Origin of the sequence: Oceanobacillus sp. CF4.6 (genome assembly GCF_051262635.1) — a bacterium.
GTDB lineage: Bacteria > Bacillota > Bacilli > Bacillales > Amphibacillaceae > Oceanobacillus.
Genome location: NZ_JBIMEX010000017.1, coordinates 21,054 through 36,619 on the forward strand (window position 1 = coordinate 21,054; position 15,566 = coordinate 36,619).

Annotated in this window: 16 protein-coding genes and 2 pseudogenes; 17 read left to right on the forward strand and 1 reads right to left on the reverse strand. The window is 33.0% G+C overall.

The window, feature by feature from the left end:
* Nucleotides 1-145 precede the first annotated feature (145 nt).
* The 14 genes and pseudogenes from ACHABU_RS19225 to ACHABU_RS19290 all read left to right on the forward strand — a co-directional run bounded on the left by ACHABU_RS19225 (nt 146) and on the right by ACHABU_RS19290 (nt 10,359).
* On the forward strand, nt 146-358 hold the full coding sequence (locus ACHABU_RS19225) for a hypothetical protein (RefSeq protein WP_435766576.1): 213 nt from the start codon (nt 146-148) through the stop codon (nt 356-358).
* The gene (locus ACHABU_RS19230) at nt 355-525 is read left to right on the forward strand and encodes a hypothetical protein (RefSeq protein ID WP_435766577.1); all 171 of its coding nucleotides are present in this window, start codon (nt 355-357) and stop codon (nt 523-525) included. The genes ACHABU_RS19225 and ACHABU_RS19230 overlap by 4 nt, the downstream gene beginning before the upstream one ends.
* 234 nt (nt 526-759) lie before the next feature.
* Nucleotides 760-1,602 (forward strand): DUF2971 domain-containing protein, encoded by an 843-nt coding sequence (locus tag ACHABU_RS19235; protein ID WP_435766578.1) that lies wholly within the window; start codon nt 760-762, stop codon nt 1,600-1,602.
* A 221-nt stretch (nt 1,603-1,823) separates the two neighbouring features.
* Nucleotides 1,824-2,966, forward strand: coding sequence for a hypothetical protein (locus tag ACHABU_RS19240; protein ID WP_435766579.1), 1,143 nt, complete (start codon nt 1,824-1,826; stop codon nt 2,964-2,966).
* Nucleotides 2,967-3,069: 103 nt separating this feature from the next.
* Entirely contained in the window at nt 3,070-3,192 is a 123-nt protein-coding gene (locus ACHABU_RS19245) for a hypothetical protein (protein ID WP_435766580.1), read from the forward strand.
* Between the two features lie 236 nt (nt 3,193-3,428).
* Complete coding sequence (locus ACHABU_RS19250; protein WP_435766581.1) at nt 3,429-3,860, forward strand: hypothetical protein; 432 nt, start codon at nt 3,429-3,431, stop codon at nt 3,858-3,860.
* 20 nt (nt 3,861-3,880) lie between these two features.
* Nucleotides 3,881-4,981, forward strand: coding sequence for a BRCT domain-containing protein (locus ACHABU_RS19255; protein WP_435766582.1), 1,101 nt, complete (start codon nt 3,881-3,883; stop codon nt 4,979-4,981).
* A 124-nt stretch (nt 4,982-5,105) separates the two neighbouring features.
* On the forward strand, nt 5,106-6,701 hold the full coding sequence (locus tag ACHABU_RS19260) for an RNA-directed DNA polymerase (RefSeq protein WP_435766583.1): 1,596 nt from the start codon (nt 5,106-5,108) through the stop codon (nt 6,699-6,701).
* A 203-nt stretch (nt 6,702-6,904) separates the two neighbouring features.
* Nucleotides 6,905-7,138 carry a colicin E3/pyocin S6 family cytotoxin gene (locus ACHABU_RS19265; RefSeq protein ID WP_435766584.1) on the forward strand — a complete coding sequence of 78 codons (234 nt, stop codon included), beginning with the start codon at nt 6,905-6,907 and terminating at the stop codon, nt 7,136-7,138.
* A complete protein-coding gene (locus ACHABU_RS19270; RefSeq protein ID WP_435766585.1) occupies nt 7,131-7,451 on the forward strand; it encodes a hypothetical protein in 321 nt (106 codons plus the stop codon). The genes ACHABU_RS19265 and ACHABU_RS19270 overlap by 8 nt, the downstream gene beginning before the upstream one ends.
* A 17-nt stretch (nt 7,452-7,468) precedes the next feature.
* Entirely contained in the window at nt 7,469-8,767 is a 1,299-nt protein-coding gene (locus tag ACHABU_RS19275) for an ImmA/IrrE family metallo-endopeptidase (protein WP_435766586.1), read from the forward strand.
* Nucleotides 8,768-9,640: 873 nt separating this feature from the next.
* Nucleotides 9,641-9,799, forward strand: a pseudogene (locus ACHABU_RS19280) (recombinase family protein); the annotation flags it as partial.
* Between the two features lie 169 nt (nt 9,800-9,968).
* Complete coding sequence (locus ACHABU_RS19285) at nt 9,969-10,118, forward strand: hypothetical protein (RefSeq protein ID WP_435766587.1); 150 nt, start codon at nt 9,969-9,971, stop codon at nt 10,116-10,118.
* A 70-nt stretch (nt 10,119-10,188) separates the two neighbouring features.
* On the forward strand, nt 10,189-10,359 hold the full coding sequence (locus ACHABU_RS19290) for a hypothetical protein (protein WP_435766588.1): 171 nt from the start codon (nt 10,189-10,191) through the stop codon (nt 10,357-10,359).
* A 34-nt stretch (nt 10,360-10,393) separates the two neighbouring features.
* Here ACHABU_RS19290 and ACHABU_RS19295 read toward each other — a convergent pair whose 3' ends face one another.
* Nucleotides 10,394-11,071 (reverse strand): HNH endonuclease, encoded by a 678-nt coding sequence (locus tag ACHABU_RS19295; RefSeq protein ID WP_435766589.1) that lies wholly within the window; start codon nt 11,069-11,071, stop codon nt 10,394-10,396.
* A 774-nt stretch (nt 11,072-11,845) separates the two neighbouring features.
* Between ACHABU_RS19295 and ACHABU_RS19300 the strand changes: the two genes are divergently transcribed.
* From ACHABU_RS19300 to ACHABU_RS19310, 3 genes and pseudogenes are all read left to right on the forward strand, one after another.
* A complete protein-coding gene (locus ACHABU_RS19300) occupies nt 11,846-13,642 on the forward strand; it encodes a GmrSD restriction endonuclease domain-containing protein (protein ID WP_435766590.1) in 1,797 nt (598 codons plus the stop codon).
* A 298-nt stretch (nt 13,643-13,940) separates the two neighbouring features.
* A pseudogene (locus tag ACHABU_RS19305) lies at nt 13,941-14,303 on the forward strand (recombinase family protein); the annotation flags it as partial.
* 249 nt (nt 14,304-14,552) lie between these two features.
* The gene (locus tag ACHABU_RS19310; RefSeq protein ID WP_435766591.1) at nt 14,553-15,356 is read left to right on the forward strand and encodes a uroporphyrinogen-III synthase; all 804 of its coding nucleotides are present in this window, start codon (nt 14,553-14,555) and stop codon (nt 15,354-15,356) included.
* Nucleotides 15,357-15,566 lie beyond the last annotated feature (210 nt).

Below are 15,566 nucleotides of genomic sequence, written 5' to 3' on the forward strand. Positions count from 1 at the left end.
AAGTCAGTCGCAAAATGATTTTATGGAAATGGCGAGGAGAAATAGAATAACTAGGTAATGGTAAATGGGAATTAGTCATATATAATGTATGGCTAATTTTCCGCTATTCCATGCAGGACAAGCGTTTTACTAGAGGGGGTGGGGTATGATGAAAGAAAGACGAATTAATAAGCCACAGCATGTTAAAAGCCTTATGAGTGAACAAATAAATGTTTTGCGGAATAATGATGATCTTAATCCAATCGATAAAGCAAGATCCATTGCATACCTTGCAAATACGTCACTTTCAGCATATAAAGATGGAGAAGCAATAGAGAAACTCGAAAAAATCCAGAAGAAATTGGAGGAATTACAGTGAATCTTCATGCTCAAGTCAAGAACATTGAAAAGCAGCTAAATCAATTTTTTTCGGGTAATGATAGAATTACATTGATTATAGATGATATTCCATTAAGTGATGGAGATCCACCTATTGAATATCGAGAACAAAAGGAAAATGAACCTGTCCTGGATTATATGAATTAACTGGATAATGAAGGAATTGAATATATTTATGTAAGAGGGTAGCCAAATGGTAGTGCATCCCCAATCAGAAGAAAAACAAAAGAACAATCCAATACCATGGAGCTGAATCATGAGAGTAAGAGATTTTTGGAGTCTTTATAATTGAGTATATTGACAGCCATATTAAAATCCATCAGCTGTAAAGGGATAAATGCTATAATTGTAGATATTTGTAAACAAATGGGGGATAGTTAAATGGATTTAAAATTGAAAGGAAATTCTTTCGGTCATGCAATGCAATTTGAGTCAATTTACGATTACAGTGAGCAATATAAAGTGAAAGGAAATCTTAAAGTTTGGAAGTACATGGATTTGAACAAACTTGATTCTTTGTTGAAAAATAAGGCTTTGTTCTTTGCAAAATCAAGTGCTTTTATTGATCCATTGGAAGGTAGTTATTCCAACTGGGATATAAATCAACTGGATGATGAATTGGAATTAACTTACCTTCCTTCAAAAGAAGAAATGAGGAAAATTCAAGATTTCTCAGCGATTTCATGTTGGCATATTAACGATTACGAGTCAGCTGGTATGTGGGATTTATATTTGAGAGGGGATGATGGAGTTTCTATACAAACGGATTATATAAATCTATTAAACTCCATAACTGATTTAAGATATCGGGTTTTTTCTGGTAAGCTGCAGTACATTGACTTCCATAAAGAAATGACCAGCAAGAATATTTATGACACTTTATTTTATAAAAGGAAATCCTTTTCCCACGAGAACGAGCTCAGGTTGATGATTGTTGCAAGTAGGATTGACCAATTCCATTTGGAGAGCGTTTTTGAAAGACAAGGTATTCCTGTTAATGAATGGCAAGAAAGAATGGAAATGCTTGAAGAGCAGTCTTATGAGTTTTCACATAATAATGGAACACTAGTTTCTTGTGGGCTTGATAAATTAATTAAAAAGGTTTATGTCTCTCCAAGGAGCTCTCAAGAGATAGTTGAAATGGTGACCGAAATGATTACTAAATATGGCTTAAGTAAAAATAAGGTAATTCAATCTGACTTGTATAAAGATTTTATTTATTAGGCTTTTTATGGGAGCTTTTGATTTGAAATTTAATGCCACCTCCCTCTCTATAGATTTCCAAGGTAAAATAAACCAAAATGGATTGAAAAAATAGTTGGTATTTTTCCAACGCAGTAAAAGATGTATGGGATAGAGGTGGATTAATTACCCAACTTGAAAGGAAGAGGCCCGTCTTCTTTCCCACATAATAACATCGGGAGCAACTGTGGGAGGTTGTTAATTTGAATAGAAAGAAGTTAACACAGGAAGAATTTGAAAAGCGGGTTTATGCCCGTACTAATGGCGAGTACAGTGTGACAAGTAAGTATAAAAATGCACGTTCTAAAGTAACTATTCGTCATAACAAATGTGGTTACGAATCTGATTTTAGAATTGATCAATTTTACAATAGTAAAGGGTGTAAACTTTGCTCGGGGAAAATTCTTAATACTGAAAAATACGAAGAGCGTATAGAAAGCCGTTTTGGCGATGAATTTACGTTGCTCGATGAATATGTTAATTCAACTACTAAGATTAGGTTTAAACACAATGTCTGTGGTTATGAATTTATGAGGACTCCAAATGGATTTGATAGCAAGAAGGGGTGTCCTAAGTGCAACAAACGCATGAGATATACCGATGATACTTATAAAGCGCAACTTAAAGAGTTGAGTAACAACGAAATGATTGTGTTGGAAGAGTATAAAAGTGCCAAAATACCTATTATCCACAAGCATTTGATCTGTGGATATAAATGGAATGTTTCCCCAACAAGTATCAGAAGTGGAAAAGGTTGCCCATATTGCTATGGGAACATAAGATTGGAACACGAGGAATATGTTGACATTGTAAAGGAATTAGTTGGAAATGAATACAACGTTTTAGGTGAATATGAATCAAGGCAGACTCACTTATTGATGAGACATGAAACCTGTGGAACTGAATGGAACATAACACCAGCTAAGTTTAGGAACGGACGCAGATGTCCAAACTGTAAATCTAGTGGCGGAGAAAGAGCTATTGAAGAATACTTGCAAATAAATGGATATAAGTATAAAAGCGAATACACTTTTTCTGATTTAAAGCATATTGTACGGTTGAGGTTTGATTTCGCTGTATTTAATAATAATAAAGTTATTACCCTAATAGAGTTCGATGGTCCACATCATTTTAGTCCTATTGATTTTTTTGGTGGGGAGAAACATTATGAAGGAACAATTTATAGGGATAAATTAAAAAACGATTATTGTTATCGCAATGGTATTCCATTAATACGCATTCCTTATTATAATGAAGAGTATATAGAAAGCATACTAGATCACGAGTTAGATAATATTTATAAAAAAAATGGAATTAATGCAGAACAAATAAGTTTATTTACATAAGCATCTTCTAATGAAGATGCTTTTATTATTGTCTTTTTTAAAGCTGTAGACATTAGAACAGCTTTTTTATTATGCCCAGGAGGCAAACAAGGAGTGAGGCCAGATGCCTGTGCAAAACAAGAACTGGAAACCATTGAGATTAAACCTGCAACACTTTGCTGTTGAAGACGATCAAGGCGCAAGCCAAGATTCAACTGGTGACGAAAACTGGGTATTGAACCTATAACTGTACATGGATTACGTCATACTCACGCAGGTGTACTTCTCTATCAAAAGGCATCAATTCATTAAATGTTCTTGATTGAAATAGCAGAGCAATTCGCAATTGAATTCGCTTCTGCTTTTTATTTGTATAAAATTTAATTTTCAAAATTTAGTACGATTAATTAGGGAATAAATGGTAAAATGAATATAGAATTAGAAAAAATATGTAGTTTGGTTTAAGGGAAGGTGGAGATGTGTATGTTGCAACAAAGAGTAAACGAATTGAATAGTGCTATTTTAAATATTGTAAAGGATAAAGTTCATATAACAGGTTTTATGCGTGAGGAAATGTTGCTATTACATTTGAATAAAGGTTCAAAATGCTGGAGTTCTCTAGGAGTCTATGATTATCAGGAATTAGATTTTTATAATATTAAAAGTGATTCTTTAATCATTGTTCAGAAAGATGAACTGGAGATTAATCGATATCAGTATAAACGTATTTATAAAGATACACTTCAATATAAAGATGCCGAGGGAAAAGTGTTTTCGCTTACATTTACCATCAGAAAAAGTTCATATAGTAAGCATTATCATTTATTAACTGAAAAGACATCTTTGTTATTTGATAATAACTATGATATAGATCGGTATCTTTTAGATGAATTTGATGTTGCTTGCTCTTATTAAAAAAGTAGGTGGGGATATAAATGAAAAATATGATTCTGTTGGATATTGAAACGGGTGATTTTAACGTTGAATCGGGTATTTATGAAGTTGCTTTACTGGTTATAAAGGACGAAAAGATTATTACAAGTGAACATATTGCAGTGGTTGAAGATGAAGCTTCTATACATTTAGGCATGGGTGAAGGGTATACTGATATATCTGAAAACCCTTCAAAAATAAGGCAATTTAAAAATATAATTGATACTTATAAATATCCGATTGTTGCCCATAACGTATCCTTTGATAGAAAGTTTCTTGTTCATTATGGTTGGTTAGAGGATGATTATGAATGTTATGATTCCTTACGGGCAATTAAATACGCGAATCCTCATTTGTTTTCATATTCATTAAGATATCTAGTAGCTTTTTATAATACTAAACAACCGCTAACACACGTTGCATTGGACGATGTTAAAGCTCTTTATGAAGTGATTATAAAAGCGAATCCTACCAGATGGATTCCTTTGTACAAGGTTTCCCCTGAAAAATTTAAAAATTTTGTAGAGTCTACGACAAATGTGGATGGAGAAAGTACAGTTTTTCAGGATAAAAGAATCGTTTTTACCGGTGCAAGCCCTTTTCCAAGAGTATTGATGAAAGAAGTTGCTAAAAAATGTGGGGCAATTGTGACTGGAAGTGTATCAAAGAAAACAGATCTTTTGATTTGTGGAGAAAGCCCAGGTAGTAAATTAGATAAAGCACGTGAGTTAGAAATAGAAATTCAAACAGATGAATGGTTTATTGATGCTGTTTCGAAGGATTTAAGTTTAGAAACGGCTACAATCACACGTCAAAGGGTTGCTGCTGCTAAAGAAATAAATTCTTTTCCATACAGGAAAGTTCCTGAGTTAAAAGGAAAAGTTATCAATATAGCGTTGTTGCCTATTCGGATTCAAAATAAACTCGAAGATATTCTTATGAATCATATGGAAGTAGCAGGAGTTAATAAGGGTTCAACTGGATATAGGGTGGATACTATTATTTATTCTGATAATTGCGATTATGTTTTATTAAAAAAAGCAGAAGAATTAAAAATTAATACTATTCCTTTATCTGAATTTAATCGAATGTTATTGGATTAAAGCTAAATATAATTTATTAAAGAGGATAGAAGAAATATTAAAGGATTCGTTTGAGGTAAATTTTAAAAATGCTACTCAAATGACATTAAAATTGACTGATAAAATGATTAGGGGTGTGAAAAGGATGTTGAAAGTACAAGAAAAATCACTTGATTGGGCATTAAAACATATTGAGAAATATGGCGATACAAATATATTTCCAGTTCCTTTTGAATATCAAGCAATTCGTTATCTTTGGGAAAAGGATACTAAAGAACTTCCTAATGGTAGTAACTTCAAGAATTACTTGCAGGGTCAGGATCTATTAAATTGGCCAGTTAGAAGTTTTAAAAGAAGTTTGACACCTAAGCACAAGTATGGTTTCAGACTATCTACCTTACTAGACCCAATAGATACTCTATTTTACACTGCCTTAGTTTATGAAATAGGAGAAGATATTGAGGAAAGGCGTGTTCCAGTTGATAAAAATATCTGCTTCTCCTATAGATTTAAACCAACTGAAGAAGGAAGCATGTTTGATCCTGACATTAATTATGGGAAATTTTTAAATCATTGTGCTTCAAAAATTGATCCTTTAATAGGTGATGACTCTATTGAATATATAATTATAGCAGATATTGCTGATTTTTATCCGAGAATTTACCTTCATCCTTTAGAAAATGCTCTTAGCTCTTGTACTAGTAAGAAAAATCATGCAAAAGCTATTAAGCAGCTACTGAATAATTGGAATTACAGTATCTCCTACGGAATCCCGGTTGGGCCGAATGCTTCTGCTTTACTTGCAGAGTTAACACTTAATGACATTGATGAGGCATTACTCAGTGAGGGTGTAGATTTTTGTAGGTACGTAGATGACTTTAGAATCTTTTGTAAAACTAAAAAAGAAGCTTACGAGCATCTAGCACTCCTTGCTAATTTTTTATTTGATAATCATGGTCTTACCCTACAGCAACATAAAACCCGTATTATACCTGTAGAAGAATTTAGGGATAATTATTTGAAGAGTCAAGAATCAATGGAAATAGATAGCTTAAATAAGTTGTTTTGGGAGATCTTTGAAGAAGTAGGAATTGATGATCCATATACTACAATTTCTTATGATTCTTTACCAGAGAATCTACAAGAAGAGATTGATACAATGAACTTGGAATCCATACTGAAGGAGCAGTTAGAGACGGAGGATATTGACATTAAGACAGTTCCATTTGTTTTACGAAGGTTAGCCCAACTTCAAAATACTGAAGTATTAGATTTAGTGTTAGATAATACTGAAAAATTATACCCTGCTTTTAAACATGTTTTTAATTACTTAAATGATGTTAAGCTAACTAAAGAACAGAAAGAAAAAGTTAGCCAAAAGTTATACAATATATTGGATGAAACTATAATTGGCCATTTAGAATTCCATAGAATGTGGTTGTTTAGCACTTTTGCTAATGGCCCCCATTGGAAAATAGATCAATTACCTCATCTTTACAATGAATATTACGACGATTTTTCTAGAAGAGAAATTATTCTTGCACTTGGAGAAGCTAGTAAACAGTCATGGTTTAGGCCTAAAAAAAGAAACGCTTTGGAATTTCCTACTTGGCAAAAAAGAGCTTTTATTAAAGCAGCAAAATGTTTGCCAGGTGACGAAGCAAGTCATTGGTACCGTTCGATAATGCCTAGGCTTGATCCACTAGAAGTTGCCATTGTTAAATGGACACAAAAACAATAATGATAAACTTATATAGGCTATCTTTTTTTATGCAAATAAGGGCCTACACATAAATTGTACAGATTTTCTAGAAACAATGGAATTGAAAGAAACATTTTTCATAAAATCTGAAATGTTGGACTTAATAGAATATATTTATGCATAAATTAAGGGAAAAATATGGTAATATGAATTTATACATTAATTAAAATGGAGGGAAGTATATGGCCCATAAAATACTTCCCCAACCGTCATATATAGATATTTGTATCTTTTTGAAGGTAGTTGGGGGTAGAAAGGTATGGAAGTCACGAGATGGGAAAAGACTTTACACTTGGGACGAATTACACGGGGAATTAGAGGTTTTTAATAATAGAGGTAGACATTTAGGAAGTGCAGATGCAATAACTGGTGCATTTATAAAACCTGCAGTGAAAGGAAGGAAACTACATGTCTAAGTTGAAATTCATGGAAGCTTGTTTACAAGGTGAAGCATTACTGGAGGAAATAGATGATTATGTGGATGAATGGCATGATAGTGATTCAGATGAAGAAATCTATGATTACCTTGGTATGACAATTGAAGAGTACGGGGTATGGGTTGAGGACGATTCAATGCTAAAAACAATCTTTTATTCTAGGGAAATAGGTCAACCAATAACGAATCTTATTAGAGAAAACGATACTAGCAAACTTGTTGCTAGGGCAGCAAACCCTGAGGAAGCTATGAGAGTAAAAGAGTGGTTGCAAAGAACAGGTCGCTTATCCTAGGGGGGCTTTTAATAATTATGGCAACTCAACGCGAAAAAAAATTAGCAAAATTGATTCTAAAGAAATATTCACTTTCTCCACCTATCGATATTCATACACTTATAGAAAAATATGCAGTTTATGAAGAAGCTAATTTACCGAATGATGTAGATGCAATCTGTATTATGAACATTGAGAGACCCCTTGTAATATTAGATCGATTTAAATCCGAAAACCGAAAGAGATTTACCTTGGCACATGAATTAGGACATCTAATCATTCCATGGCACCAAGGAATGATTTCATGTCATACCGACCAAGATGATCGTGTTGATGGAGACTCATATCACAATATGGAAAACGAAGCAAACAGCTTTGCTTCGGAGTTACTAATGCCATCAGATTGGTTAGAAAATATTATAACAAACAATGATAATAAAAGTCTTGATGAAATAATTGACATAGTCTCCGACAATGCCCAGGTATCCAAAAGTGCCGCGTTCTTTTCTCTAAGAAACCATTTACCAAGTGGATATTTTTTCTTTATTAATAATAAACAATTAGGTTTTCACAGTCTCAAAAGATCAGAAGGAACAAACATTGTTATCCCAACTGTAAATAATACTTATGATATTAATTGGTTAAAAAGTTGCTCAATTGATCAAGGAGTTCTTAGTTTTAATTCTTTAGACATTTATTGGCTGAAGTTACCACAGGGACTTACGGATGAACAAATAGATGAAATCATTAAGGAATCCGATGAGATAGATATAAACAATATTTTCACTGAAATTGAAAATAGGGAAAATGGATTATTTGCAGCTACTTTTCAACAATTATTACTATCCCTTCCAACAGGATTCGCTTTAGCTGTAATTGGAGAAGAGTATTATAGAACTTATGTGTCTCATGATACCAAAATCAGAGTACCTATTTTTGAAAAAAAAAGACAAGTATATGAATGGTTTAAGGATTATTCATATAGACATGGAATATTTAAGTATAAAGATTATGTATATATATGGGGTCACTTTGTTGTCGATACTCCGAAAAATACTATTCAAGATGTAAGAGTTTCAACTGAAATATTTAATAAAATTCTTGATGACTGTTATAGTAATGGAAAAAAAGAAGAGAAATTAAAAGTTAGACGAAGTATAAGTGGAATAATAGGCGCACTAAATAATGATGCACCTGATGATTTTGAGGAATTCTACAGAAAATTTAAAGAGAGGTTTATTGGTGTTGAACGTTTCAAAAAAGTGTATGAACATCCAGAGTTTGATGTCTTTGTCATTAAGAAAATCAAGGAACTCATAAAAAGAAAAAAGAGCTGAATAATTATTACACTCTACCTCCATCATTTTTTGATGAGACTGCACAAAAATTGCACAGATTTTCTAGAAACAATGGAATTAACAGAAACAGTTTGTATAATTAAACATCGGAAACCTGATTTAATGGACTTAATGGAACCAATTTATGCATAAATACTGTATAAAACTCTCGCTAGAGAATTGACAGGGTAGAGGTCCAATAAATTATTAAATTTTGAGTTATATAACGCCATTTAATTTTATGGACCCTGTTGTATTAAAACAATAGTATGAAAATAGGTTCTAGCGTGGGTAAGACCCTGTACTTTTTGAAAGTTGATAAACTCACCATACACCCCATGTGTTGCCAAATACACTCTGGACACATGGAATGTGCTACGCAATTAACACTCAAATAGTCTGCGAATGTTATTCAACTCTTGCTGGGGTGCGGAAACAAAGACGAATAACAAAGGGGCACCTCAAAGTCAAAAAACAAAATATGAGACCGCCCCTTTTCTAGTTAAACCAGTATTCTTCCTTAGAGAATCTTTTACTAATAAATGCTAACATTTTTGCTAACGCAATTAAGTTGAAAGTGTAAATTCAAATGAAATATGTTACAAAAAAATTCATGATAAACACTGAAGTTTTGGAGCATCACGTTATATGCAAATTTTCACATAGCTTCTTTGGGTTTTGTTTTATTAGCAAATAGTCCGTAAAAGTACACTTTTACGGACTATTTAAATTTTCTATTAAAAGGTATCATTTAACGTTCGTAAATAACTAAAAAACATTTATGAACGTTCACTTTATTACATATATATTTACGAACGATTTAATGTATAATAGAGAAAATGTTGCTTGCTCTTTTTAAAGGTGGTTGCAAAAATGGAAACGAGAAGAATGGGATACATACGAGTTAGTAGTAAGGATCAAAATGAAGAACGACAAATGGCTGCAATGAAAGAGAACGGTATTACTGAACGTGATATTTTTATTGATAAGGTTAGTGGAAAAGACTTTCAACGTGAAAATTATCAATTACTCTGATTATTGCGGATGAATAGAGCCACTTGTGCGGAGTTTTGAGCCAGTGATTGCGGAAGATAGAGCCACCGTTTGCGGACGGGAGAGCCAACAATATAAATTAGAGCGACCTCTTGTATAATAAAAGTTGCATGCAAACAAGCATGACTATTATACAGGAGGTTTTTTTATGGCTAATTGTCGTAAGGTTCTGGAATTGTATTTTGAAGGAATCAGTCAAAGAACGATCAGTTCTAGTACTGGTCATTCAAGAAACACAGTTTCTGAAGTCGTTCAATGTGCCACAAAACGTGGTGTGGAGAAATTGAACACACGATGACCAATCAATGGTTAGAAGCGTTTCTCTTTCCAGAGAAACAGGCTATTGAGAAAGGGTACTTCCCAGTTGATTGGGAAAAGTGCATAAGGAATTACAGAAAAAGAATGTCACTTTGACTTTATTGCACCATGAGTATGCAACGGAAGCACGTGAAGGTGGTAAGATTCCTTATGCCTATCGAACATTTGCAGAGAAATATGGAAATTATGCGAAGAAAAAACGACCTGACTCGTGCTCGTAAATGTGAATGCTACTCTTTTTCTATTTCAGTTAACTCATTCCCCATATAAAATCTCCTTTAATTCATCAATTGAGTAAGGAGGGTTTCGTTTATGTAACATAGCATGACAATTAGGACATACTGGGCGTAAATCAGTAATAGGGTTAACTTCATATTCTTTACCAATTTGGCTTATTTCTACTATGTGATGAACGTGGATAAAACCTTCACCAATTTCACCATAGGTTTCATAAAAATTAAATTCACAAATGGAACAAGTAAATCCGTAGTGTTCAATACATGTCTGTCTAGCTAAAGGGTTTCTTTCATAAAGATTGACCGATATAGTTTTAGTAGCCCCTTCTTTTAATATTATTGGGTTTGTAACCTCTTGTGGGGTTTGCATATTATTAAGAAGGTTTGTAACATCATTAAAAATTTTTGCTTTTAAAGGAATTGAGGAACCTTGAAATCCCTCAGTTAAATATTTATCGTATTCTATATTAAGTTGAGATAAGTTATTTAAGGAAATGGGTTCTTCTAGAAGATTAAACAAATATTTAATAGGTACTCTATACTTAGCTTTTTGTCTATCCTCTTCTTCATACCAGTATCCTTTTTTGTCACTAGACATTAGTTTAGGTTTTCCTATTACTTCAACTAGGGCATATATACCAGTAGTTAACTTTGACTTATCGTTAAGTTGCTTTTTTGTTCTGTTATCTATTCCCACTCTTATAACACCAAGGTCACCAATAACAAATGAATCTTTGTCGCTATCCCTTATGGAGAATGTGTCATATATTTATCCTGACTTTAAGAAGTCATCAATTGCCCACTTTTCAGGATTACAAAAAAACGTCCAATATCCCGTAGGAGAAAGTCTAGAGCTGTTTGTTCTGGTAGTTTCTATTTGATTAGACTCAAACCTTTTAACATTTTCATCAGTTGTAAAACTAAAAGTTTTCTCCTCATTATAACGCCATGATTTGCCTTCAAAAATCCCCCTATGTACGGCAGGAAATGACTTAGTTTCTTTACCTAGATAATCCTTTAACCAATTAGCAAGCTTTCTGTATTGAAGGTAGTTCTTTTAGTTCAATGTTGTTTTCAAAAATAATTACAGGTTTATCTCTTTTATTAACAGCTTTTGGTCTCCTAAGTTCCATTTTTATACCCCAACCTAACTTTATATTTTTTATTAAATACTAGCTAGAGAATATCTTACCATAATGTTCTCTAATAAATTCCTTAGTATTAAGCTCATTTCTAATTCATTTCTTCCACTGTTAAAGGTTAGCATGTTTCATTTAAAACTTCGGGAATAATAAAACAAGATATTTCCTCGGTAGTTGGATAAACATGTTAAAATTTGCGGAGAAGGTAAGGTTGATGTTAGATTAAAGAAACTATTAAGTTTATTCAATGGAACAAACATAAAAACGGAAAAATACTGTAAAAAGAACATGATACCAGCTATAGAAGAATTATTACTTGAGGTGATATTTTGTCAAACTATAATGTCAATAATAGTACGGTGAACATTTTAATCGGCTGGATTGAAGAGGATATTGTTGCAATACCCGAAATCCAGAGACCTTTTGTATGGAAACCATCCAAGGTAAGAGACCTTTTAGATTCCTTATATAAAGATTATCCTATTGGATATATCATTACTTGGCAGAATCCAGATGCCCGTCTAAAAGATGGTACGATTTCTCAAGGTAAGAAAATTCTGATTGATGGGCAGCAGCGAGTTACGGCTTTGATGGCGGCTATTGCTGGTAAAGAAGTTGTTGATAATAACTATAAGAAAAAAAGAATAATAATAGCCTTTAATCCAATAGAGGAAAAATTTGAGGTACAGAACCCTGCAATATTAAAAGATAAGAAATGGATACCTGATATAGCGAAAGTTTTTCAGCAGGAGTTTGACACATTTGATTTTATTCATTCTTATTGTGAATTGAATCCCGAGTTGAATAAGAATGAATTGAACTCTATTCTTCAGAAACTTACCCAGGTTAAATATAGTTCCATCGGAATAATTGAATTAGCTCATACGTTGGATATAGAAACCGTTACTGAAATATTTATCCGTATAAACTCAGCTGGTGTCAATCTTAGTCAAGCAGATTTTGCTATGTCCAAAATATCGGTGAATGATAAATATAATGGACCATTAATTAGAAAAACCGTTGATTATTTCTCCCATTTAATTAAGAGTCCTGCAATCTACGATAATATCAGGGAGAACGATGAAGAGTTTACAGCCACAAATAATTTCAACAAAATTAAATGGGTAAAAGAATATAATACAAATATTTATGAACCAAGCTATTCTGATGTACTACGTGTAGCATTCACCTTTAAGTTTTTACGTGGACCCCTCTCCAATCTGGTTAGCCTGTTATCAGGACGTGATTTTGAAACACGGGAATATAAAATTGAAATAGTTGAAAACTCTTTTAAAGCTTTAAATGATGGAGTCTTGAAATTTGTAGATGAAACCAATTTTAAACGTTTCGTTATGATATTAAAATCAGCAGGAATTATTCATACAAAGTTAATACGTTCTCAAAATGCATTAAACTTTGCCTATGCTTTATTTTTATTATTACGTGAAAGAAATATCAACGGTTCTGAAATAAATAGAATTGTCCGTAAATGGTTAGTAACTTCTATACTAACAGAAAGGTACTCTGGTTCCGCTGAATCTATGTTCGATTTTGATATAAAGAGATTTGCTGCTCAATCGGACCCAATGGATTATGTTAAATCAGTAGAAGCCGGGGAGCTATCAGATGCTTATTGGAGTAATATTCTAACAACGAATTTAAATACTTCTGTAACAAGCAGTCCGTACTTTAACTTATTTATAATGGCTCAAATTTATGATAATGACAAAGCTTTTTTATCGAAGTCAATCACTGTACAACAATTAATCGAAGAGCGCGGAGACGTGCATCACGTGTTTCCCAAAAAGTATCTACAGAAAAATGGTTACAACAATAGAAGACAATATAATCAAATAGCCAATTATGTCTATACAGAACAGGTTGTAAATCTAGCTATAAAGGACGAAGCCCCGAGTAATTATATGGATCATGTAAAATTGCAACTAAATGATATGAAATCAAGAATTGGAGAAATCACTAATACGGAGCAATTAAAAATGAACATGAAAATGAATTGTGTACCAGACTCCCTCTTTAATATGGATGCGAGCAACTTTGAAACATTTTTAGAAGAGAGAAGAGAGTTAATGGCAAATAAAATAAAAAATTTCTATGAAAATCTATAACCTAACATTATAAAACAACTTTGGTGGCTGCCACATACTCAAACATTAGTATTTGAATAAATTCAAAACTCGTCTTTTATTTAAGGCGAGTTTTTTAAAAATCATTTTGAGAGTCTTATTATTAGCCTTTTAAATCATTGTCTATTATTTTTGGTCTACCATCTTTGTTTATTCAATTGAATATAGAACTCTTTTTAAATGAAGGTGCCAATATTAAAGATTGGGATGTAATGTTTTAGTTCAGAAAAAACGAATCAATGTTTATTGACGTATTAAATAAATTAGTAGAAGATTAAATAACGATATTACTAAAAATATTCAAGCGGATATTGTCGTGTTAGATATGCCATTGCTGGATACTACCCAATACAAAGACAGTATGGGAACCTTTATTGCTGACCTTGTATTGCAAATTTTGTCCTGGATGGCCCAAGAAGAAAGGGATCGCATTCGAAAACGGCAACGAGAAGGTATTGATACAGCATTAAAACAAGGTAAGATATTTGGAAGACCGGAATTCCAAGTGACAGATGCTTTTCGGAAAGCATACAAGGAATGGAAAGAAGGGAAAATTACAGCAACGCGGGCCATTCAAGAAGCAGAGGTCAAGAAAACAACTTTTTATAAGCTAGTTAAACAAATGGAAGAGCATTCAACATAGACTATGACTACACTAAAGTCGGTAAATCCATGTTTTTGGGCAGGAAAAATGTAGTTGTTGTCGGTGGGGGACGTGTGCTGATTATGTCGATATTTTGTATAAAGTCGGCAGTTAATCAAACATTCCTCCCAACTAAAATGGAATAAAGATTATTATTTAAGCAACCTTCTGGAAGCTACTATCTTAATGAGCAAAAACAGATGTAGACTCTGGAGTGACTGAGAAAATTATCAAAAAAGGTGGGTACATATGAAAGGATTGAATGGTAAAAAAATTGGTGTTGCAGCAGAACGTAGAGCGGAAGCTATTTCGACACTCATTCAAAAATATGGTGGTACGCCAATCGCATTTCCTATTCAGGGAGAACAGAAATTAAACGAAAGTATCTGTGAACAAAATATAAAAGAGTTATTGGCTAAACCTTTTGACATGGTTGTACTAACGACAGGCGTTGGTGCTGAAACGTTGGAAAATACGGCTCAACGACTTAATTTGGATTCTAATTTCATAGAGAAACTCGGTAACACAACTTTGGCAATTCGCGGTAGTAAAACAGTGAAATGGATAAAAAAATACTCTCTTTCAGCTAAATATACCTCTGAGGATGGTACCATGGAGAATCTGCTTACTTCTTTGGCTTCTGAACAGCCTAACAAGGATAAACACTTATTTCTCCAAGCTTATAACCAAGGGGATGTTATTTTAAAAAAAGCACTTGAGGATCTTGGATATGATGTCTATCTGTCAAAACCATATCATTATAGGGCTCCAGATGACAAAACATTACACGGCTTGAAAAAGGCAGTTACCGAACAAACTTTAGATGCAGTTATCTTTACAAGTAAAACGCAGGTGCAGAACCTTTTTCAAACTACTGAAGGTGAGATAGTGAAAGCTTTTAATGAAAATGTCTTAGCCGTTGCGGTTGGAAAAGTAACCGCTGCTGAACTTAAAATTAAGGGAATCAATAACGTTTTTCAATCTGAAAAACAAAAAATGGGAGCAATGATCGTAGAACTTAGTGAACATTATAAAAAGGTGTCGATTCATTAGTCTATGTTATTCATATATGGTCATTAAAGTATCCCTAAATAAATTGTAAGGATAGGGGGACTTTGCCCTAAATACTAATAGTACACCTATAAGTAACTATGATTGTCTCAACAATAAGGGTAGATTGGTGCTTTTTGCTAATTCTAGGTAGTTCATATAAACAAAAAAATTTATTTAAAATATCGTCCAGCTATGCTTCAAACTGGGCGG

Coding starts and splice junctions, on each gene's coding strand:
- ACHABU_RS19285 (WP_435766587.1), top strand. CDS start 9,969: ATGGCTAATTGTCGTAAGGTTCTGGAATTGTATTTTGAAGGAATCAGT.
- ACHABU_RS19245 (WP_435766580.1), top strand. CDS start 3,070: ATGCCTGTGCAAAACAAGAACTGGAAACCATTGAGATTAAACCTGCAA.
- ACHABU_RS19275 (WP_435766586.1), top strand. CDS start 7,469: ATGGCAACTCAACGCGAAAAAAAATTAGCAAAATTGATTCTAAAGAAA.
- ACHABU_RS19270 (WP_435766585.1), top strand. CDS start 7,131: ATGTCTAAGTTGAAATTCATGGAAGCTTGTTTACAAGGTGAAGCATTA.
- ACHABU_RS19260 (WP_435766583.1), top strand. CDS start 5,106: ATGTTGAAAGTACAAGAAAAATCACTTGATTGGGCATTAAAACATATT.
- ACHABU_RS19225 (WP_435766576.1), top strand. CDS start 146: ATGATGAAAGAAAGACGAATTAATAAGCCACAGCATGTTAAAAGCCTT.
- ACHABU_RS19310 (WP_435766591.1), top strand. CDS start 14,553: ATGAAAGGATTGAATGGTAAAAAAATTGGTGTTGCAGCAGAACGTAGA.
- ACHABU_RS19255 (WP_435766582.1), top strand. CDS start 3,881: ATGAAAAATATGATTCTGTTGGATATTGAAACGGGTGATTTTAACGTT.
- ACHABU_RS19265 (WP_435766584.1), top strand. CDS start 6,905: ATGGCCCATAAAATACTTCCCCAACCGTCATATATAGATATTTGTATC.
- ACHABU_RS19250 (WP_435766581.1), top strand. CDS start 3,429: ATGTTGCAACAAAGAGTAAACGAATTGAATAGTGCTATTTTAAATATT.
- ACHABU_RS19235 (WP_435766578.1), top strand. CDS start 760: ATGGATTTAAAATTGAAAGGAAATTCTTTCGGTCATGCAATGCAATTT.